This is a genomic window from Haemophilus haemolyticus (assembly GCF_001008275.1).
In the GTDB taxonomy this organism is placed as follows: Bacteria; Pseudomonadota; Gammaproteobacteria; order Enterobacterales; family Pasteurellaceae; genus Haemophilus; species Haemophilus haemolyticus_P.
On record NZ_LCTH01000058.1, the window covers coordinates 15,903 to 37,824 of the forward strand.

At 37.6% G+C, this 21,922-nt stretch carries 19 protein-coding genes; 9 read left to right on the forward strand and 10 right to left on the reverse strand.

The window, feature by feature from the left end; genetic code table 11:
* Positions 1-3: 3 nt before the first annotated feature.
* From glgB to glnS, 5 genes are all read right to left on the reverse strand, one after another.
* Entirely contained in the window at positions 4-2,193 is a 2,190-nt protein-coding gene (gene glgB / locus AAX15_RS08765; protein ID WP_046940095.1) for a 1,4-alpha-glucan branching protein GlgB, read from the reverse strand.
* Between the two features lie 9 nt (positions 2,194-2,202).
* Positions 2,203-4,293, reverse strand: a complete 2,091-nt coding sequence (gene malQ / locus AAX15_RS08770) for a 4-alpha-glucanotransferase (protein WP_046940096.1) — start codon at positions 4,291-4,293, stop codon at positions 2,203-2,205.
* Positions 4,294-4,470: 177 nt separating this feature from the next.
* Entirely contained in the window at positions 4,471-6,315 is a 1,845-nt protein-coding gene (locus tag AAX15_RS08775) for a UDP-glucose:protein N-beta-glucosyltransferase (RefSeq protein WP_046940097.1), read from the reverse strand.
* A gap of 130 nt (positions 6,316-6,445) precedes the next feature.
* Positions 6,446-6,877, reverse strand: a complete 432-nt coding sequence (locus AAX15_RS08780; RefSeq protein ID WP_046940098.1) for a YcgN family cysteine cluster protein — start codon at positions 6,875-6,877, stop codon at positions 6,446-6,448.
* Between the two features lie 66 nt (positions 6,878-6,943).
* A complete protein-coding gene (glnS, locus tag AAX15_RS08785) occupies positions 6,944-8,614 on the reverse strand; it encodes a glutamine--tRNA ligase (RefSeq protein WP_046940099.1) in 1,671 nt (556 codons plus the stop codon).
* A gap of 304 nt (positions 8,615-8,918) precedes the next feature.
* On the opposite strand from glnS, the gene tdeA reads away from it, so the two are divergent.
* Complete coding sequence (tdeA, locus tag AAX15_RS08790; RefSeq protein WP_046940100.1) at positions 8,919-10,286, forward strand: toxin/drug exporter TdeA; 1,368 nt, start codon at positions 8,919-8,921, stop codon at positions 10,284-10,286.
* 89 nt (positions 10,287-10,375) lie between these two features.
* The gene (locus AAX15_RS08795) at positions 10,376-11,005 is read left to right on the forward strand and encodes a histidine phosphatase family protein (protein WP_046940101.1); all 630 of its coding nucleotides are present in this window, start codon (positions 10,376-10,378) and stop codon (positions 11,003-11,005) included.
* 169 nt (positions 11,006-11,174) lie between these two features.
* Here the strand turns inward: AAX15_RS08795 and pepT are convergent, their stop codons facing one another.
* Positions 11,175-12,413: a peptidase T gene (pepT, locus tag AAX15_RS08800; protein ID WP_046940102.1), complete on the reverse strand. Its 1,239-nt coding sequence runs from the start codon at positions 12,411-12,413 to the stop codon at positions 11,175-11,177.
* Positions 12,414-12,709: 296 nt separating this feature from the next.
* Here pepT and potA point away from each other — a divergent pair, with 296 nt between their 5' ends.
* From potA to AAX15_RS08820, 4 genes are all read left to right on the forward strand, one after another.
* Positions 12,710-13,828, forward strand: coding sequence for a spermidine/putrescine ABC transporter ATP-binding protein PotA (potA, locus tag AAX15_RS08805; RefSeq protein WP_046940103.1), 1,119 nt, complete (start codon positions 12,710-12,712; stop codon positions 13,826-13,828).
* Positions 13,812-14,672, forward strand: coding sequence for a spermidine/putrescine ABC transporter permease PotB (gene potB, locus AAX15_RS08810; RefSeq protein WP_005638601.1), 861 nt, complete (start codon positions 13,812-13,814; stop codon positions 14,670-14,672). The genes potA and potB overlap by 17 nt, the downstream gene beginning before the upstream one ends.
* Positions 14,672-15,442, forward strand: a complete 771-nt coding sequence (gene potC / locus AAX15_RS08815; protein ID WP_005628794.1) for a spermidine/putrescine ABC transporter permease PotC — start codon at positions 14,672-14,674, stop codon at positions 15,440-15,442. Before potB ends, potC begins: the two co-directional genes overlap by 1 nt.
* Positions 15,443-15,569: 127 nt before the next feature.
* On the forward strand, positions 15,570-16,652 hold the full coding sequence (locus AAX15_RS08820) for an extracellular solute-binding protein (RefSeq protein WP_046940104.1): 1,083 nt from the start codon (positions 15,570-15,572) through the stop codon (positions 16,650-16,652).
* Positions 16,653-16,758: 106 nt separating this feature from the next.
* Here the strand turns inward: AAX15_RS08820 and folE are convergent, their stop codons facing one another.
* Positions 16,759-17,415 (reverse strand): GTP cyclohydrolase I FolE, encoded by a 657-nt coding sequence (folE, locus tag AAX15_RS08825; protein WP_046940105.1) that lies wholly within the window; start codon positions 17,413-17,415, stop codon positions 16,759-16,761.
* Positions 17,416-17,552: 137 nt separating this feature from the next.
* Between folE and moeA the strand changes: the two genes are divergently transcribed.
* The 3 genes from moeA to AAX15_RS08840 are packed head-to-tail and all read left to right on the forward strand — an operon-like array spanning position 17,553 to position 19,886.
* Complete coding sequence (gene moeA / locus AAX15_RS08830; RefSeq protein WP_046940106.1) at positions 17,553-18,767, forward strand: molybdopterin molybdotransferase MoeA; 1,215 nt, start codon at positions 17,553-17,555, stop codon at positions 18,765-18,767.
* A gap of 3 nt (positions 18,768-18,770) precedes the next feature.
* Entirely contained in the window at positions 18,771-19,502 is a 732-nt protein-coding gene (moeB, locus tag AAX15_RS08835; RefSeq protein WP_046940107.1) for a molybdopterin-synthase adenylyltransferase MoeB, read from the forward strand.
* A 60-nt stretch (positions 19,503-19,562) separates the two neighbouring features.
* On the forward strand, positions 19,563-19,886 hold the full coding sequence (locus AAX15_RS08840) for an HI1450 family dsDNA-mimic protein (RefSeq protein ID WP_005641855.1): 324 nt from the start codon (positions 19,563-19,565) through the stop codon (positions 19,884-19,886).
* A 67-nt stretch (positions 19,887-19,953) separates the two neighbouring features.
* Here AAX15_RS08840 and AAX15_RS09565 read toward each other — a convergent pair whose 3' ends face one another.
* The 3 genes from AAX15_RS09565 to AAX15_RS08855 form a co-directional block, all read right to left on the reverse strand.
* A complete protein-coding gene (locus AAX15_RS09565; protein ID WP_046940108.1) occupies positions 19,954-20,871 on the reverse strand; it encodes a LysO family transporter in 918 nt (305 codons plus the stop codon).
* 182 nt (positions 20,872-21,053) lie between these two features.
* Entirely contained in the window at positions 21,054-21,524 is a 471-nt protein-coding gene (locus AAX15_RS08850; RefSeq protein WP_046940109.1) for a redoxin family protein, read from the reverse strand.
* Positions 21,525-21,566: 42 nt separating this feature from the next.
* A partial coding sequence (locus AAX15_RS08855; protein WP_046940110.1) for a cytochrome c biogenesis protein CcdA occupies positions 21,567-21,922 on the reverse strand: 356 nt, incomplete at its 5' end.

Sequence of the window (21,922 nt, forward strand, 5' to 3'; positions counted from 1 at the left end):
ATCTTACAAATTGTATTTCAAATAAACTGTCGCCAATGGTGGAATAGAAATCGAAATCGAATTATCTCGTCCATGGCTTTCAATTTCTTCACTTGTTACATAGCCAAAATTGCCCACGTTGGAGCCTTGATAATACATAGAATCAGTATTCAGAATTTCTTCATAAGTGCCTGCAACATTTACCCCAATACGGTAATTATGGCGAGGCACAGGTGTGAAGTTGCTAATGACAATAATGCGCTCACCATTTGAGCTACGACGCTCAAAAGCAAATACAGAATTTGCCGCATCATCAACGACAAGCCAATCAAAGCCTTCAGGTGAATAATCCAATTCAAAGAGCGGTGAGTTTTCTCGGTAAATATGATTCAAGTCTTTTACTAATTTCAATACGCCTTTATGCCAGCCACCACCGATATTTTCATCCAGCAAGAACCAGTCCAAACTTTCTTCGTAATTCCACTCACGACCTTGAGCAAATTCATTGCCCATAAAGAGCAATTTTTTACCCGGGTGCCCCCACATATAACCGTAGTAAGCGCGTAAGTTCGCAAATTTTTGCCATGCGTCTCCCGGCATTTTATCGAGGAGCGAATATTTGCCATGCACCACTTCATCATGGGAAAGCGGTAGCACAAAATTTTCACTGTATTGATACATCATCCCAAAGGTCATTTTATTGTGATGATATTGGCGGTAAATTGGGTCAAGCTGCATATAGGCGAGCGTATCGTTCATCCAGCCCATATTCCATTTAAAATTAAAGCCCAATCCACCATTTTCACTCGGGTGAGTCACACCAGAAAAAGAGGTTGATTCCTCCGCAATAGAAATCGCTCCCGCCATTTCGCTGTGAATTTTCCAGTTGGTATGTTTTAAAAATTCAATGGCTTCTAAGTTTTCGCGTCCACCATATTGATTTGGAATCCACTCACCTTCCGCACGACTATAATCGCGGTAAATCATCGAAGCCACAGCATCCACGCGAATACCATCTACACCAAAACGTTCAAGCCAATACAGTGCATTACTGGATAAGAAATTTTTGACCTCATTACGCCCATAGTTATAAATCAAGGTATTCCAGTCTTGATGATAGCCTTCGCGAGGGTCTTCATGCTCATACAAAGCCGTGCCATCAAACGCGACTAAACCATGCGTATCACTTGGGAAGTGACCTGGCACCCAATCTAAAATCACATTAATTCCCGCATCATGTGCACGTTTTACTAAACGACGGAATGCCTCGGGTGAACCAAAGCGACTGGTGGGCGAATAAAGTCCGAGTGGTTGATAGCCCCAAGAACCATCAAATGGAAATTCAGAAAGCGGTAAAAATTCTATATGGGTGAAGCCCATATCTTTTACATAAGGAATTAATTCATCAGCAATTTGATCGTAATCTAGCCAAAAATTGTTTTCTAAATTACGACGCCAAGATCCTAAATGCACTTCATAAATGGAAATCGGTTGATTCGCTTGATTTGCTTGACGACGTTGTTCCGTCATTTCCACCACATTTGGTAATGCACTCACTTGCGATGCTGTATCAGGGCGAAGTTGCGAACTAAAGGCAAAGGGATCGGCTTTCAAACGAAGATTGCCATGGCAATCAATTAATTCAAACTTATAGAGTTGTCCTAAACTGGCTTTTGGTAAAAAGAGCTCCCACACACCACTTTTTAGATGAAAACGCATAGGATGACGGCGACCATCCCAATAGTTGAAATCACCCACAATAGAAACTCGTCTTGCATTAGGTGCCCACAAGCGGAAATTCACCCCACTCACACCATCACATTCCATAAAATGCGCCCCAAGCACTTCATAGGGGCGAAGCATAGAACCTTCAGAAAGTAGCCATTGTTCTAAATCATCAATCATAGGATGAAAACGATAAGGATCTTCGACTATTTGCGATTCATTGCCCCAAAAAACCTGTAATTGATAAGCAAAAAAATGACGACAATTTGGAATAACACTAACAAAAAAGCCACGCTCATCGACACAATCCAGTTCCGTTATTTCTTTACCACTTTCACGCTCAATCACCACCACTCGATTGGCATCTGGCAATAACGTACGAATTTCAATTCCTCGCTCAGTTTCGTGCATACCAAGCGTAGCAAAAGGATCGCCATTGCTCGCATCAAAAAAACCATCAATAATTGCTTGTGTTACTGCGGTTGTCATATTTACTCCTTATACATTTCGCCCTTGGTTAATTTGCACAAAGAACGTTTTTAAAGCTTCATTGCTAAAAATAAACGCTAACGGTTGAGCAAGTTTCTTGCACCAGTTTGGGTATTCATTTGAGGTGCCTGGCAAATTAAAACTGATTTCTTGGCTAAGTAAATTTTCTAATTGCACACCAATCAATCGGCTGTTACTTTCCGCTAAATAATGATGGATCATTCGGTTTAAATGATCGTGCATCGCCATAGAAAGCGCATCGCCTTCATAATGCGGCGGTAAATAATTATCACGATGTAAACTATTTAATAAGGCTTGTTTATCCATGACGCGTTGATCGTATTTTTGCTTGAGCACTTCTCCATTTAAAATACCGAGTTGATTAAATAATTCTAAATCACGGCAATGCCAAAAACTTTGTAATGAGGGAACATCATGCGTGCCAATAGAGGCATAAGCATTTCGAGGATAATCAGATATACGAGGAAATTCGCCATTTCGTTGGGCGAAATACAATACAAAATAAGAGAAAATTTGAAACTCGTTTAATTTCCACCGCACTTCATCAGGCACGGTGCCGAGATCTTCACCGATAATCAAACATTCATTGCGTACACTTTCAATGGCAAGAATCGCCATTAATTCATCAAAAGGATAATGAACATAAGCGCCATCAGCCGCGGTTTTTCCTTCTGGAATCCACCACAAACGGAATAAGCCCATAACATGATCGATGCGTAGCACACCGAAATATTGCATATTGGCACGTAGCATATCGATAAATGGTGCAAAGCCACGTACTTTTAGCACGGTTGGATTATAAGGTGGCAAATTCCAATTTTGCCCTACTGGGCCTAACGGATCGGGTGGCGCGCCAATAGAGGCATTTACACAATATAAATCTGGATCACTCCATACATCAGCACTGCCACGAGAACTATTCACCGCTAAATCGCCATAAATACCCAACTTCATACCAGATTGTTTACAAAGATTTTGTAATGCGGAAAGCTGTTCTTCCGTGAGCCATTGCAACCAAGCAAAAAATTGGATTTGCTCATGGTGTGTTTTTAATAGGGCTTTTCTTTTTGCTGCACTTAAATGTTGCCATTCCTTACGCCAGCCAAGCCAACCGATGCTATTTTCTTCTGCTTGATGGTCAGCATGTTCTTGTAAATCTAATACATTAAATAAGCCCTGTAACAACAAAGGTTCACCTTTATTTTTTAAATAATCAGCAAAGATTTTTCGACGTGTCACAATTTCAGCGGATTGACTACGTTGAAAGAAATCAAACAGGGACTCAAGTGCGGTTAATTTTAAAGCCAATATTGAAGAATAATCGACGCAATCACTTTCACGCAAAGCGCCAATTTTTGCTTGAATATCCTCACGCTTAAACCAATTTTGCACTGAACGGCAACGCTTAAATTCTGGTAACTCTGGAATGGCCAAATATAAAAAATTCAACCAACGACGAGAAGATGAACTATATGGACTGGCCCAGTTTGGCACAGCAGGATACGGCAAATGTAATGGATTAATTCCTACATAATCTGCACCTTGTTTTGCACTTTGTTCGATCAAATAAGCTAAATCACCAAAATCGCCAATGCCCCAATTTTGTTCTGAGCGTAAACTATAAAGTTGCACATTCACGCCCCATACTTTTTTATTTTTTAATACGGGTGGTTGAAAAGCTGTTTTAGGAGAAATAAGTAAACGAACGCAGTACTGTTCAGTATCGGAAAAAATAGATAATTGATAATAGCCAAAAGGAAGTGGCGGCAAGGAAAGTGCGGATAAATTTGAAAGTGTTTTTTCTAACAGAATGACATTAGATTCATCAATCAGCTGATAACGATATTCCGCAGATGGTGGCAAATCTAGACGATTGAGTCGATAATCAATCGGTTCGTTTTCAAATGCAGCCAGTACATCGTCAAACTGTCCTTTCGCTTTTGGCGGAGGCTGCAAAAGATCAACAAAAGTTGAAACCGTCTTTTCATCTGCGAAAATAAGATGTCCATCAATATCATAGTGAGAAAGCGCGATACCGCATTTTTCCGCTTTTTGTTTGAGAAAATCCGAGATTTGCATAGACACCACATGACAACTGTATAACTCTTGTTAGGGATTATAACTAAGCTGAAAGTGATGACAACCGGCTTTATTTAAAAGTGTGATCTTCGTCAAAATAAAGCCTCTAATCAGTTAAGTAAAATCTAACTTTTAGAGGCTAAATATAAAACTAAATTTTTCGTGAATAAAATCTTATTAAAATTTTAACGCCTTTACTTTTTCTAATAACACTTTACCCATAGGGCTAGGATCACCTTTAAAAAGTGTTTTTAAACCATTGCTTTTTATAATGTGACAACGAAGCTCTAGACGCTCTTTATGATTTTCTGCAAGTCTTACTGCACAATCAATATATTCTTCCACACTTTGTGCAATAAGCCATTCTGGTAAGCCTAAACGTTTGAATAACCCTTCATCAATATGTTCATGTACTTCATCCCCAGTCTTACAAACACCAACTAGACCAAGTGTTACCATATCAATAATTCCATTTGTATTACCAAATGGAAATGGATTCAGCATCATATCACATTGGTGTAAAATACTGAGATACTGATGATAAGGCGCGTGAGCATGAGCCGTTGCACTATCGCCTAAATACTGCTCAATAAACCACTTAACATAAGGGTGTGTAATACCGAAAGACTGCCCTAGTGCGAAATGGAAATGAACTTTCACTTTAGCCTTATCACGAATTATTCTCAATGTTTCAAGGAATGTTGGATTCAATTTCATTGTTGTTGCAGCAATACCGATATTTACCACTTCGGGTTCTTCTCTGAACAAGTAATCAACTTTTTCAGGTGCCAATGCTGACGGCACATAAGGTAGTGCATCTTTTGGTAAACGGAGTAATGTTTCACTAAAACAGTCTTCTGAGCCTACATAATCATCTTCAACAATCACATATTCAATGAAATCAGAATGAGTTGTTGCTGGATGCCCCAATGCTATTGCTTGAATTGGAGCTAAGCGTGTATTACTTGCAAAAATTGTTGTTAAATCCATACCGATACTTGACATATAAAAAACAGCTGCGCCATATTCTTCACATTTTCCACGAATAAATTCAAGACGTTGGAACATTGTATCGCCTTCAAGTTGGAAAAACTCATCAAATACCTCGCGTCCAAGCTGATCCACTGCCTCTCCACCAATACCAACCAAATGGAATTTCTTACGTGCAGCAATCATTGATGTAGAATGAGTTCGATAAATAGAATGTGCGGAATGAAAATGCTCCAAAAGCACCACCATAACAGGTTTACGACGACGTTTACCTAATGAAGTTATTTCACGATCTTTCCACCCCTGAGCTAACAAATGTTTACGTATAACCTGATTTAGGGCACGTTTTACATCATGTTTATTTTGAGCAAAATCGTAACTGCAATGCATATACACATCATGAGAAATACTAGAAGGCAATTTATCTAAATTTTCAAATTCAGCCAACTTTTTAGGAAACCATTGTAAAAGAATCGCTCTTTTATTAAACGAGGTACCAGTGCCAATAAAACGTGGTGATTGCAAAGCAAAGCAAAGAGATGCACAAAGCTCTTTATTTATTTCCCAAAGCGCATCCAAATTAATATTAATATTTGATTCAGATAAATATAAAATACAGAATTTCGCAAAAGAAGAAAAATCAGTATTTAGATGCATATCACCTTTAGGATCAGGGTTTGTATTATAAGTTCTTAAAATATGATCCGCATTCACATAAGGAGAACTCGCAAAAATAAGTGTTAGCCAACGTTGGAAAGCAAGAAAGCCTAATGCACCGTTTTCTGAAAGCTCTAAATTAGGATCCATAAATAAATCTGTTATCGCATTAGCAACTCGGGTACAAAAATATTGGATATTTTTTTCTGGTAAATTAGAAAGTTGTTCTGGTGCATCGAATTCAATTCCCTCAATCCCACCAAAATTGTCATCAATTTTTCGTAAAATACTAAAAAGTTCTTGGCAAGCACCTTCATAATTTTTATTCGAAATTTCTTTTTCTAATCGGTTAACACTAGGTTGTAGCATTGTCATAATTCCTTCTATAATCAATTAAATATACGATACTTTAAAGCAGATAAGACTCTATAGGATTTCATAAGCCGTTACTACCAGTATGAAATTATAAATAATTACACAAATAACGCTAGTTTTTTATAAAAACTTAAATCACAAACTCAAACCAATCAATCACATCGCGTTCATGCACACCATTTTTGATTAAAACATCAGCATTTTTCAATGAGTCAGCATGGCCAGAAATGAGTGGATGCCATTCAGGGAGTGTTTTTCCTTCATAAAGCAAACGGTAAGCGCAAGTATCAGGCAACCAATGAAAATCAGGTAAATTCTTTTTGGTGAGTTTGGTGCAGTCAGTTTCAATTTTAAAACGCTCTGAATAATTACCGCACTTTCCGGTTTCCACGTCTAAAAGGTTACAAGCAATTCGGGTATAATAAAGTTTTTGACGTTTGCCTCGCCCTTGAATATATTTGCGATAACAGCATTTGCCGCAGCCATCACATAAGGCTTCCCATTCAGATTCGGTCATTTCAAGCAGTGATTTTGTTTGCCAAAAATTAGGTTCAAGTTGCATAGTTGATACAAATAAAAAAGTGCGGTCAAAATCGCATTTATTTTGACCGCACTTGGTTGATTAAAATTAGAAGCCTTCTTTTAAGCTTACTGTTAAGTTAAATACCAAATGTTCAGGACGGCTATCTTTACTATCCGCACAGAAATAACCTTCACGTTCAAATTGATAGCCTTTCTCTGCTTCTGCTTTAGCCAAGCTTTGTTCTACAAAACCATGTTTTACCACGAGAGAATGTGGATTTAACACGCTTTCAATATTATCTTCAGCACCTGGATTTGGCACAGTAAATAAGCGATCATACAAACGGAATTCAGCTGGATGATTATGTGTAGCAGAAACCCAGTGGATTACCCCTTTCACTTTACGACCATCCGCTGGATTTTTACCTAAAGTTTCAGGATCATAGGTACAGAAGATCGTGGTGATTTCACCATTTGCATCTTTTTCGACACGTTCAGCTTTAATCACATAAGCATTACGTAAACGCACTTCTTTGCCTAACACTAAGCGTTTATATTGTTTGTTTGCTTCTTCACGGAAGTCTGCACGATCAATATAAAGCTCTTTCGTAAACGGTAATTGACGCTCACCTAATTCAGGACGATTCGGGTGATTTGGTGCCGTTAAGGTTTCTTCGCCTTCAAAGTTTTCAATCACGACACGAACAGGATCAATCACTGCCATTGCGCGTGGTGCATTTTCGTTTAAATCCTCACGAATACAAGCCTCAAGTGCAGAATATTCCACCACGTTATCTTGTTTAGTCACACCAATACGGCGACAAAATTCACGTAACGAAGCAGGTGTATAACCGCGACGACGTAAACCTGAAATCGTCGGCATACGCGGATCGTTCCAACCATCCACAATACCGTCATTCACTAATTTCAATAATTTACGTTTAGACGTTAACGTGCCTTCTAAATTTAAACGTGAAAATTCATATTGATGCGGTAATGGACGTTCAATACTAATATTGTCTAACACCCAGTCATATAAACGACGATTGTCTTGGAACTCTAATGTGCATAGAGAATGTGTAATACGCTCAATCGCATCAGAGATACAATGAGTAAAATCGTACATTGGGTAAATGCACCATTTTTCGCCTGTTTGATGATGACTGGCAAATTTAATGCGATAAATTACAGGATCACGCATTACCATAAATGGCGAAGCCATATCAATTTTTGCGCGTAAACTTGCTTTACCCTCGGCAAATTCGCCATTTTTCATTTTTTCAAATAAAGCTAAGTTTTCTTCAATAGTGCGGTCACGATATGGGCTGTTTTTACCTGGCTCAGTTAATGTACCGCGATATTCACGCATTTCTTCTGGAGAAAGCTCATCCACATACGCCAAGCCTTTTTTAATTAATTCAATCGCATAACCATAAAGCTCATCGAAGTAATCAGATGCATAACGGGGTTCGCCTTCCCATTTAAAACCTAACCACTCCACGTCAGCTTTGATGGAATCCACATATTCCACATCTTCTTTCACTGGGTTGGTATCATCAAAACGTAGGTTACATAAACCGTTATATTCTTTTGCTAAGCCGAAGTTTAAGCAAATCGATTTTGCATGACCAATATGCAAATAACCGTTCGGTTCAGGCGGAAAACGGGTATGCACACTTTTGTGTTTACCCGAAGCTAAATCTTCATCAATAATTTGGGTAATAAAATTGTGAGTGCGAGTATTTTCTGCACTTTCTAGAATTTCTGTATTGCTCATAACTTTCTCATAAATAGAAAAAATAATTTTGCCATTCTATACGAAAAGCAAGGCTTTGTGAATTTGATCGCCAAACTAACCGCACTTTATACTTAATAGCTTATGACTTTTTCAGCATTTTGTGTTTAACAGCAAGATTTTTCGTGCAAAAAATAGAATAAATCATTACAATGCCGCCTTTCATGAACAATCGTTCAGTGGTTTGTTTTATAATTGGGTTCGCAAGGGAATAATTTTGTAAAACACAAAAGTGCGGTTAAAATCATCCGCACTTTCCACTCATTTTCGTAAGAAGGAAAACTCAATGTTTAAAATGAAAAATATCACACTTGCTTTGTTGATGTCTGGTGCATTGGTGGGATGTGCCAATATTGGCGATTCTTATCAAGCTAGCCTTGAAGATTACAAGCAATATGAAGAAATTACCAAGCAATATAATGTAAAAGAAAATTGGTGGTCATTATATAACGATGCGCAATTAAATCGCGTAGTAGAACAAGCGTTAATAAACAACAAAGATTTAGCTAAAGCAGCTGTAGCGGTAAATCGTGCGCTTTATAGCGCAAATTTAGTGGGTGCAAATTTAGTGCCTGCATTTAATGGTTCAACTTCATCTGCGGCACAACGTCGAGTTGATACCAGTGCAAACTCTACCATTTCACACAAAGGTTCTTTAAATGTGAGCTATACATTGGATCTTTGGCAACGTTTAGCCAATGCTGCTGATGCAGCGGAATGGTCGCACAAAGCAACCGCAGAAGACATGGAATCGGCTCGTTTATCATTAATCAATTCTGTAGTCACGACTTATTATCAAATTGCTTATTTAAATGATGCAATTAGCACAACCAACGAAACGATCAAATATTACACTGACATTGGTAATATTATGCAAACGCGTTTAGCGCAAGGTGTGGCTGATGCAGTTAGCGTAGATCAAGCGCAACAAGCAGTATTAACAGCGCGTAATAACAAATTAAATTTTGAAACACAACGCAAAACGGCAGAACAAACCTTACGCAATCTGCTGAATTTAAAACCAAACGATGCGTTAAATATCACATTCCCTCATATTATGAATGTGAAAACAGCAGGGATGAATTTGAATGTTCCTGTATCTGTGATTGCAAATCGTCCTGATGTAAAAGCAGCACAATTCCGTTTAAGTAGTGCATTCAAAAATGCGAAAGCAACTCAAAAAAGTTGGTTCCCAGAAGTTAATTTAGGTGGAAGTCTATCTTCAACAGCAAGTACTGTTGGTACTGCGTTACACAATCCTGTGGCTGCTGGCACAGTCGGAATTAGCTTGCCATTCTTAAATTGGAACACCGTAAAATGGAACGTTAAAATTTCTGAAGCTGACTATGAAACCGCGCGTTTAAATTATGAACAACGTATTACCACGGCTCTCAATAATGTGGATACCAACTACTTTGCCTTTACCCAAGCGCAAAGCACATTAAGTAATTTACAGCAAACCCACAGTTACAATCAGCGTATCACGCAATATTATCGAAATCGCTATAATGCGGGCGTATCCGAATTGCGCGAATGGTTAGTTGCAGCCAATACTGAAAAATCATCACAACTTGCAATTTTGAATGCAAAATATCAAGTGTTGCAAAGTGAAAATGCGGTATATAGCTCAATGGCGGGATATTACTCTCGTTAATAAAACTAAACATAGGGCGTTTTTAAACGCCCTTTTTAATATTACATTCCTCATTAAGGTATAAACCTTACCAATAAATATTCCTAAAAATGAAAAAACAACTTACTTTTTATTTTATTCGTCATGGCCGCACTGTTTGGAACGAACAAGGATTAATGCAAGGCAGTGGAGATTCTCCATTAACAGAAGAAGGCATTCAAAGTGCGGTCAAAACTGGGCAAGCTTTACAAAATGTCGATTTTATTGCGGCCTATTCGAGCTGTTTACAACGTACCATTGACACGGCCAATTATATTATTGGCGATCGAAACATTCCCTTATTCCAACATCGTGGATTAAATGAACATTATTTTGGTAGTTGGGAAGGAACAAATGTGGAACTGATCCGACCTTTGCCCGAATTCCAACAAATGATTAATGATCCTGCAAACTATAAAGCTGAATCGAATGGTGGAGAAACCTATGAACAACTAGCCAAACGCGCTATCGTAGCTTTACAAGATATTATTAAGATTCATCAAGAAGGGAATATTTTAGTGGTATCGCATGGCCATACCTTGCGTCTATTGATTGCTTTACTCAATGGCGCAACTTGGCAAAATCACCGAGATAAAGATAAATCAGTATCTTTATTAAATACTGCTATTAGCATCATGCATTATGACAGTGAAAAAGGCTTTAGCCTTAAAAAACTAAATGACACAACGCATTTACAATAGGTAAAAAAAAGCCCCTAAATAATTAGGGGCATCAAAAAGGAATTTATGAATAAAATCTCTAAAGTTTAGCTTTATCAAAGGAATCTCGATAAAACAAGGTCATTATATTGATTAATCTAAAGAATAGCAAGAGAAATCTTTACATTTCTTTACAAATCTTTACGCCTCTTTACAGATCTTTACATTTCAGCATTTCGATAATTACTTGAACCGTCTTTTCCATGCCCTGTAAAGAAACCAACTCGTGTTTACTATGGAAATTATAGCCACCTGTAAAAATATTTGGGCATGCTAAACCTTTAGAGGCTAAAAATGCCCCATCTGTACCGCCTCGAATAGGCTTATGATTTGGTTTAACCCCTACCGCTTTCATTGCTCGATCAGCAAGTTCAATTGATTGAGGAACCTTTCTTACCACATCATACATATTTTGGTAGCTATCTTGAATTTCTAACTCCATAGGCTTTTTCAAACCTTTTTTAGCATTAAATTTTTCCACCTGACTTTGAATAAAAGCTTTTCTTTGTGCGAAATTCTGCTCATCAAAATCACGAATCAAATAAGTGAGCTCTACTTGCTCAATATCGCCAGAAAAATCTTCTAAATGATAAAAGCCCGCTTTCCCATCCGTTTTTTCTGGTACTTCATCAACAGGAAAAACTTGCTGAAATTCACAAGCTAAAGTCAGTGCATTCACCATTTTTCCCTTTGCATAACCAGGATGAATACTCCGCCCGAAAAACCGCACTTTTGCCGTTGCCGCATTAAAGTTTTCGTATTCTAATTCCCCTACTTCGCCACCATCAATGGTATATGCCCAATCACAGGAAAACTTTTCCATTGGGAAATAATGGATTCCCAAGCCAATTTCTTCATCAGGCGTAAAAGCAACACGAATATTGCAATGAGGAATATTCTCTTTCTGAAGAATGGAAAGTGCGGTCATAATTTCTGCAATTCCTGCCTTATTATCCGCCCCAAGCAAAGTCGTTCCATCGGCAACAATCAGAGTATGCCCCACCAATTTTTGCATAAAAGAATAATAAACAGGACTAATAAACTCCTCGCCAATACCTAATGCAATATCTCCTCCTCGATATTGCTCTATCACTTCTGGGCGCACATTTTTACCACTACATTGTGGCGATGTATCAAGATGCGCAATTAAACCAATGGTTTTCGTTAAGCTAGGATCATTAGCGGGTAAAAATGCTGTCACAACCGCGTATTTACTGACTTCAACATTCTCCAAACCAAGTTGGACTAATTCTTTTTGCAACTGCATGGCTAACTTCATTTGCCCGACAGAGCTAGGGGAATGCTTAGCATTAGGTTTTGATTGAGTGTCAAAAGACACATAATGTAAAAATCGTTCTAAAAGTTCTATTTTATCTATTTGAGAAATCATATTCTCGCTCCTTTTAAAAATATCTTTTTTAGTTTAACGAGAAAAATAGAAAACATCTTGATATATAACAATATTTATAAAATTAACGAAGTAAAATTCATCTAAAGTGCGGTTAAATTTCTTGTTATTTTTATGAACGGCAGTTTTTTTACTTTCTAAGGTATTAAGTCCTTTTAATTATTAACAATTCACTATATCATAGGCGTCTATTTTTATATGTCGCCCCTGCAGTCTTGCAGGTTTTATTTCTACTCAGTACCAAATCATTGGTGAAATTAGGGAGAAAACCAAAGCTAGTGGAAAATCAGCTTCAAAACAAGCCTATTATTGAGCTTCGTTCAATCAAAAAATCCTATGGTTCTAACACCATTATTAACGATTTCAATCTTACAATTAATAACGGTGAATTTGTCACTATTCTCGGCCCTTCAGGCTGTGGTAAAACCACAGTTTTACGCTTACTTGCAGGCTTAGAAGAATTAGATTCAGGTAGCATTATTTTAGATGGTGAAGATATCACCAATGTACCAGCGGAAAAACGTCATATTAATACGGTATTCCAAAGCTATGCGCTATTTCCACATATGACAATTTTTGAGAACGTGGCTTTTGGTTTGCGTATGCAAAAAGTACCAAACGACGAAATTAAACCGCGTGTTTTAGAAGCCTTGCGTATGGTACAGCTAGAAGAAATGGTAGATCGTAAACCAACCCAACTTTCTGGTGGACAACAACAACGTATTGCCATCGCTCGCGCTGTAGTAAATAAACCAAAAGTGTTGTTACTTGATGAGTCTTTATCTGCATTAGATTACAAATTGCGTAAACAAATGCAAAATGAACTCAAAATGTTACAACGTCAGCTTGGCATTACCTTTATTTTCGTCACCCACGATCAAGAAGAAGCAATTACAATGTCTGATCGCATCGTGTTATTACGTAAAGGTAAAATCGCACAAGATGGTTCTCCACGTGAAATCTATGAAGATCCAGCTAACTTATTCGTTGCTCGTTTTATTGGTGAAATTAACGTATTTGAAGCGACTGTGATTGAACGTAAGTCAGAACAAGTTGTACTGGCTAATGTTGAAGGTCGAGTTTGTGATATTTACACAGACATGCCTGTTGAGAAAGATCAAAAACTTCAAGTACTCCTTCGTCCTGAAGATATCGTGATTGAAGAATTAGATGAAAATGAACATTCTAAAGCGATTATCGGCCACATTGTTGACCGCACTTACAAAGGAATGACATTAGAATCAACAGTAGAATTTGATCATAATGGCATGCGTGTCCTCGTAAGTGAATTCTTTAACGAAGATGACCCACATATGGATCATAGCGTAGGTCAACGCGTAGGCATCACATGGCATGAAGGCTGGGAGGTTGTTCTCAACGATGAAGATAATCAATAATAAATTCCAGAAAATTACTGTTGCGATTATCTTCAGTTGGCTCATCTTCTTTGTGTTGATTCCAAACTTATTGGTATTCGCCGTAAGTTTTCTGACTAGAGACGGTAGCGACTTTTACGCTTTCCCAATCACCATTGAAAACTACACAAACTTGTTTAATCCGCTTTATGCTCAAGTTGTGTGGAATTCATTGTATATGTCGGGCATAGCTACCATTATTTGCTTATTAGTTGGCTATCCATTTGCTTTCATGATGAGCAAAATTAATCCTAAATATCGACCGCTCTTATTGTTCCTTGTGGTATTACCATTCTGGACAAACTCGTTGATCCGTATTTATGGAATGAAAGTATTTCTTGGTGTGAAAGGTGTACTTAACACTATGTTGATGGACATGGGAATTTTGAGTGAACCAATTCGCATTTTAAATACAGAAATTGCGGTAATCATTGGCTTAGTTTATTTACTATTGCCATTTATGATTTTGCCACTCTACTCTGCGATTGAAAAATTAGACGGTCGCTTATTAGAGGCTGCAAGAGATTTAGGCGCAAATGCATTCCAACGTTTCTTCCGTGTCATTTTACCATTAACCATGCCAGGCATTATCGCGGGGTGTTTATTAGTATTATTACCGGCAATGGGTATGTTCTACGTTGCAGACTTACTTGGCGGAGCAAAAGTATTGCTAGTTGGTAACGTAATTAAGAGCGAATTCTTAATTTCTCGTAACTGGCCATTTGGTTCTGCAATCAGTATTGGTTTAACTGTTCTAATGGCGTTGTTGATTTTCGTATACTACCGTGCGAATAAACTATTAAATAAGAAAGTGGAGTTAGAATAATGAGTCGTTTACTACGTAATGCATTTATGTTTGTGGTATACGCTTATTTGTATATCCCAATTATTATTTTGGTCACCAATTCCTTTAACGAAGATCGTTATGGTTTAAGTTGGAAAGGCTTTAGCTGGAACTGGTACGAGCGTTTATTTAATAACGACACCTTAATACAAGCTGCGATTCATTCAGTAACTATTGCATTTTTTGCGGCTACACTAGCTACTATTGTAGGTGGATTAACAGCAATCGCACTTTACCGCTATCGATTCCGCGGTAAACAAGCGGTAAGCGGTATGTTATTTATCGTTATGATGTCACCAGATATTGTAATGGCAGTATCTTTACTTGCATTATTTATGGTTGTCGGTATTTCATTAGGTTTCTGGTCTTTATTACTGGCCCATGTGACCTTCTGTTTACCGTATGTGACCGTAACTATCTTCTCTCGCTTAAATGGCTTTGATTCTAGAATGTTAGAAGCGGCGAAAGACTTAGGCGCAAGCGAAGTGACTATTTTACGTAAAATTATCCTTCCTTTAGCATTACCTGCAGTTGTATCTGGTTGGTTGTTAAGTTTCACTATCTCATTAGATGATGTTGTGGTTTCATCATTCGTCAGCGGTGTAAGTTATGAAATCTTACCATTGAGAATATTCTCCCTAGTGAAAACCGGCGTAACACCTGAAGTTAATGCTTTAGCAACAATTATGATCGTGCTTTCACTGGCTCTTGTCGTTTTAAGCCAGCTAATTACACGAAAAAATAACCATTAATAAACAAAAGGTTTCACAAACCTTTGAATTTAAAATAGAATACGCCTTGACGCACAATCAAGGCGTTTTTTTATGCCTGTCATTCGGCAGGTGGTTTTTTACGACTCTTTACGGAGAACAAACAAAAATGAAAAAATTCGCAGGTTTAATTACTGCAGGCTTAGTAGCTGCAACTTTAACTGCTTGTAATGATAAAGATAGCAAAGCTGAAGCTGCAAAATCTCCGGCTACTGCCAATGACACTGTGTACCTCTACACATGGACTGAATACGTACCAGATGGTCTTTTAGATGAATTTACTAAAGAAACTGGCATCAAAGTTATCGTTTCAAGCCTAGAATCAAACGAAACAATGTATGCAAAACTCAAAACTCAAGGTGCTGCAGGTGGCTATGATGTGATTGCACCATCTAACTACTTCGTCTCTAAGATGTCTAGAGAAGGCATGTTAATGGAGCTAGATCACAGCAAATTGCCTGTTCTTAAAGAATTAGACCCTGATTGGCTCAATAAACCTTATGATAAAGGTAACAAATACTCTCTTCCACAATTATTAGGTGCACCAGGTATTGCATTCAATACCAACACTTATAAAGGAACTCAATTCACTTCTTGGGCCGACTTGTGGAAACCTGAATTTGCAAACAAAGTTCAGTTATTAGACGATGCGCGCGAAGTATTCAACATCGCTTTATTGAAAATTGGTCAAGATCCAAATACTCAAGATCCAGCCATTATCAAACAAGCCTATGAAGAATTATTGAAATTACGTCCAAACGTACTTTCTTTTAATTCCGATAACCCTGCGAACTCTTTCATCTCAGGTGAAGTTGAAGTAGGTCAATTATGGAATGGTTCGGTACGTATTGCTAAAAAAGAAAAAGCACCTTTAGACATGGTATTCCCGAAAGAAGGGCCTGTACTTTGGGTTGATACTCTAGCAATTCCTAAAACCGCTAAAAACCCAGATGGTGCACATAAACTTATTAACTATATGTTAGGTGCTAAAGCTGCAGAAAAATTAACCTTAGCAATTGGCTATCCAACAGCTAACTTAGAAGCGAAAAAGGCATTACCAAAAGAAATCACTGAAGATCCAGCGATTTATCCACCAGCTGATGTATTAAAAAATAGCCACTGGCAAGATGACGTTGGCGATGCAATTCAATTCTATGAACAATATTATCAAGAATTAAAAGCAGCTAAATAATCTACAATCCAAAAGTGCGGATAAATTTCACCGCACTTTTCTATTCGAGATAAATATAAAAATAGCCGCACTGATATTAAAGTGCGGCTATTTTATTCACTATTTTTTACTTCTGAACTGTTGCTAAAAATTCTTTACGAGTATCTCTATCTTCTAAGAATACGCCACCATAAGCAGATGTGACAGTATAACTATTCGTATCTCTAATACCACGCGCTTTCACACAAAAATGGGTCGCTTTCACATATATCGCGACATCATCTGTCTCAAGAATTGTTTGAAATGCTGTCAAAAGTTGTTCAGTTAAGCGTTCTTGAACCTGTGGACGTTGAGCAAAAAATGAAACAATTCGATTAATTTTAGAAAGACCAATCACCCAATCTTTTGGATAGTACGCCACACAAACTTTACCATCAATCGTAACAAAATGATGTTCACAAGTACTTGTTAGCGTAATGTCATTCACTTGTACCATTTCGCTGACTTTCATTTGATTTTTGATTTTCGTCATTTTAGGAAAATTCACATAATCCATTCCACTAAAAATCTCATCAATAAACATTTTGGCTAAACGATTTGGCGTTTCTTCTAAACTATCATCTCGCAAATCTAATCCAATCAACTTCATCACTTCATGCATGTGTTTTGCAATGCTTTCTCGACGTTCATCTTTAGCCTGTGTTGGATCAATCATTGGCGTTTCAATACCTTTTTCAATCAAGGCATTTCTTACATTCTGTGCATCCGGTGAAATTTTGCTCATAATAGTCTTTCCTAAAAAAATAATCGGCTATTCTAGCAAAGGATAATGTGATGGTAAAATGAGAAAAATTGCAAATTTGAATGAATTAGGCTTTAGATATAAAATAGCTGACAAATTTTATCAAATAAGGATTTTCTATGCTTACATTGGATCAAGCTCGCTCGAAAATGCTCGAACAGATTCCCTTCCTAACTCAAACTGAATACCTAAATTTACAAGAAGCCGCCAATCGAATTTGTGCAGAAGATATTATTTCGCCTATCAATGTTCCCTCTTTCGATAACTCAGCAATGGATGGTTATGCTGTACGTTTATCGGATTTACAACAATCTTTAACCCTTTCAGTTGCAGGAAAATCTTTTGCAGGTAATCCATTCCAAAGGGAATGGCCATCAAAAAGTGCGGTCAGAATTATGACTGGCGCGATGATTCCTGAAGGCGCAGACGCAGTGATAATACAAGAGCAAGTGACGCTCAATGAAGACGGCACCGTCACTTTTAGTGAATTGCCTAAACCAAACCAAAACATTCGTCGTATTGGTGAAGATGTAAAGAAAGGTGATGTCGTATTAGAACAAGGCGCACCGCTCACCCCAGTTTCCTTGCCATTATTAGCCTCTCTAGGCATTGCAGAAGTAAAATGCTATCGCCAATTAAAAGTCGGCGTACTCTCAACTGGCGATGAACTTGTCGAAGTCGGCAAGCCATTGCAAAGCGGACAAATCTATGACACCAACCGTTTCACCGTAAAATTACTGCTAGAAAAACTAAACTGTGAAGTCATTGATTTAGGACTATTACCTGATAACGAAGCGGAATTTGAAAAAGCATTTATTGCCGCACAAAGCCAAGCTGATTTAGTAATTACCAGTGGCGGTGTTTCCGTTGGTGAAGCGGATTTCACTAAAGCGGTATTGGAAAAAGTAGGCCAAGTAAATTTCTGGAAAATTGCAATCAAACCTGGCAAACCATTCGCTTTTGGTAAATTAGAAAATGCCTGGTTCTGTGGTTTACCTGGAAATCCCGTTTCCGCATTAGTGACATTCTATCAGCTTGTTCAGCCACTCATTGCTAAACTTCAAGGCCAGAAACAATGGAAAAAACCACCGCACTTTTCAGCTATTGCCACAACAAATTTGAAAAAATCACCTGGTCGTTTAGATTTCCAACGGGGTTTTTATCACGTCAATGAACAAGGTCAAATTGAAGTGCGATCAGTGGGATTTCAAGGCTCTCATCTCTTTAGCGCTTTTGTAAAAAGCAATTGTTTTATCGTTTTAGAACAAGAACGTGGCAATGTCACTGCAGGTGAAACCGTGACAATTGAGCCTTTCAATCATTTATTAGGATAAAAAATGATCGAACTTAGTCACGAAGAAGAATTGCGTTATAACCGTCAAATTATTCTTAAAAGCGTAGATTTTGACGGGCAAGAAAAACTCAAAGCAAGCAAAATGCTGATCGTTGGGCTTGGCGGCTTAGGTTGCGCAGCCAGCCAATATCTCGCAGCGGCAGGCGTTGGAAATTTAACACTGTTGGACTTCGATAAAGTTTCTCTTTCGAATCTTCAACGCCAAGTCTTGCATTGTGATGCACGCTTGAATATGCCCAAAGTAGAGTCAGCTAAAATTGCACTGGAACAAATCAATCCACATATAAACATCGAGACGATTAATGCGAAGTTGGACGAAGAAAAACTGGCTGAAATCATTCCGCACTTTGATATTGTTTTAGATTGTACAGACAATGTGGAAATCCGTAATCAGTTGGATCGCCAATGTAATCATGCAAAAATTCCTCTTATTTCTGGCGCAGCGATTCGAATGGAAGGTCAGGTTTCCGTTTTCACTTATGAACCGAATACACCAACTTATCGTGATCTCAGCAAATTATTTGGGCAAAATGTATTAAGCTGTGTGGAAGCAGGCGTACTTGCACCAATCGTCGGTATTGTGGGCACGATTCAAGCCTTAGAAGCTATTAAAGTGCGGTTAAAAATCGGTAAGAATTTGTGCGGACGCTTATTGATGATTGATGGTTTTTCGATGAATATCCGAGAAATTAAACTTCCAACCAATATGGAATAAAACGCTTAAAAAAAGAAAAAATTTAACCGCACTTTTATTAACCATAACCTTTAAAACACTATGACAACAGAAATTAAAAAACTTGATCCCGATACAGCCATTGATATTGCTTACGATATTTTCTTAGAAATGGCTGGAGAAAACTTAGATCCTGCCGATATTCTTTTATTCAACCTACAATTTGAAGAACGCGGTGGTGTAGAATTTGTTGAAACCGCTGATAATTGGGAAGAAGAAATTGGTGTACTGATTGACCCTGAAGAATACGCTGAAGTGTGGGTGGGCTTAGTCAATGAACAAGATGAAATGGATGATGTATTTGCTAAATTCTTAATTTCTCACCGAGAAGAAGATCGCGAATTTCACGTTATTTGGAAAAAGTAACGATAACGTAAAAATAAGGGAAATCATCTGATTTCCCTTTTTCTTTTGTCTTAAAATTAACGATTTATCAAATTGGAAAACTCGAGAAAAAGACTAATAACAGCGGTGGTAATAAATTTGTCACCATACCAAAAGAAATGGCGATAGGCGTCACTTCAATTCCGCCTGATTTTTGAATAATCGGCAATGTGCAATCTAATGCCGTTGCGCCTGTAATCCCAATAGCTGTAGAGCGATAATGTTGCATAAACAATGGAATTAAAAATAAGCTCAATATTTCACGCGATAAATCATTGAAAAAGGCAATACTCCCCTGCATAGGTCCCCAAGCATTTGTCAGCACGACGCTTGATAAAGAATACCAACCAAATCCCGATGAAAAGGCTAAACCTTGAGTAATCGGCATACTTAGAAAAAATGACGAAATAACACCACCGACTAAAGAACTTAGGGTAAAAATTGCCCCCATCATTAAACCTTGCTTATTTAATAAGACTTCTTTCAAGGAAATGCCGTTATTACGAAGTTGAATTCCCACAAAAAAGATCAATGCAATAAGCACGTAAAGATTAGAGCCATTTGGGAAATGTAACCAATCATTGCACAACCAACCTAAAACAATGCCGATAATCACCGCACTTAATAATTTAATTGAGTCTATTAACGAATGCCAACGAGATGGCAATTCTCCTTGTAAATAATTAATTGGCTTAGGCAAAGTACGGTCATAAATAGCCAAACCTACGATATTACAAGTCAGAATGATAACGGACAGCCCTAAAGCGGTCATACCAATAATTGGCAATTTTTGTTCTAAATGCTCTAGTTGGCCAAGCATAAACCCCATCATAAACAAAATGATGTAAAGCAATAACATCACAATTTTATTAATGAATGCCAACGCATTTTGATTCTGTATTTTGACTAAGTAACCCAACACCATAGGCACAAGCACAATGAGTAGTCCGTTAATTATTTCTTCCATTGTATCCTTCACAAATATTACTTTTATCTCGTTTGTAAAAGTAAAGACCATATCAATATCTAAGTACTATTTATAATATATACTTTTTATCAATCTACCAAATTCCCAATGAAAGAATATCTACGTTATGCCAGAAATAAAAAAGCGGCTGGTTAAATTTTAATTACCAGCCACTTTTTGCTTTATTTCTCAATAAACTTGCTTATTTGCTCTGCGCCTAAATGCCCTGGCACTGTTTTTTTCACATTTAAATTAGTATCTAAAAATAGATTAAACGGATAACCTCGAACATGAACACGATCAATAATTTCACCATTTTCATCTAGCAAGACTTTAATATTTTTATATTCTAGCCCTTTGTACCATTCAATAAAATCAGCGGTGTCTTTTTCGCCTTTGTGATCGGGTGAAACAATGGTAATCACTTCAAAATTGCGATCTTTTTCCGCACTTAAATCATCAATTTCAGCTAATCCTGCCAAACAAATCGGACACCAAGATGCCCACATTTTTACATACACAGGTTTGCCTTTATATTGGCTTAAAGTAACTGGCTGATTGTTTAAATCTTTGAGTTGCACATCCGCCAAATTAGTTTGTGCAAAAGCGTTTAGGCTGAATGCCATTAGAAATATTGATAGTAGTTTTTTCATTGCTTTTTTCCTTTTATAGGTTTCTTTTGTTGAGGTTATGTCTTACGAAAAATTATTCGTAATTAATAAAATACCCATCACGATAATTAAAATTCCGCCACCGATTTTAAATTTATCTAAGTGTTTATTTAACCCTTTGGCACGTTTGAGCAAGCTGTCTGAGAAGAACGAAAACAGTACAAAAGGCGTTGCTAAACCAAGTACATAAACAAACATCATTGATGCACCGTAAAGTGCAGAGCCTTCATCGCCTGATAAAGCTAATACGGAAGCCAGAATCGGGCCAATACAAGGTGTCCAACCAAGACTAAAAGTTAAACCAAGGACAAATGCCTCAAGTGCGGTCGATTTTCCTGATGTTTTGATTTCCACCAATTTCGTGCGTTCCAACAAACCAA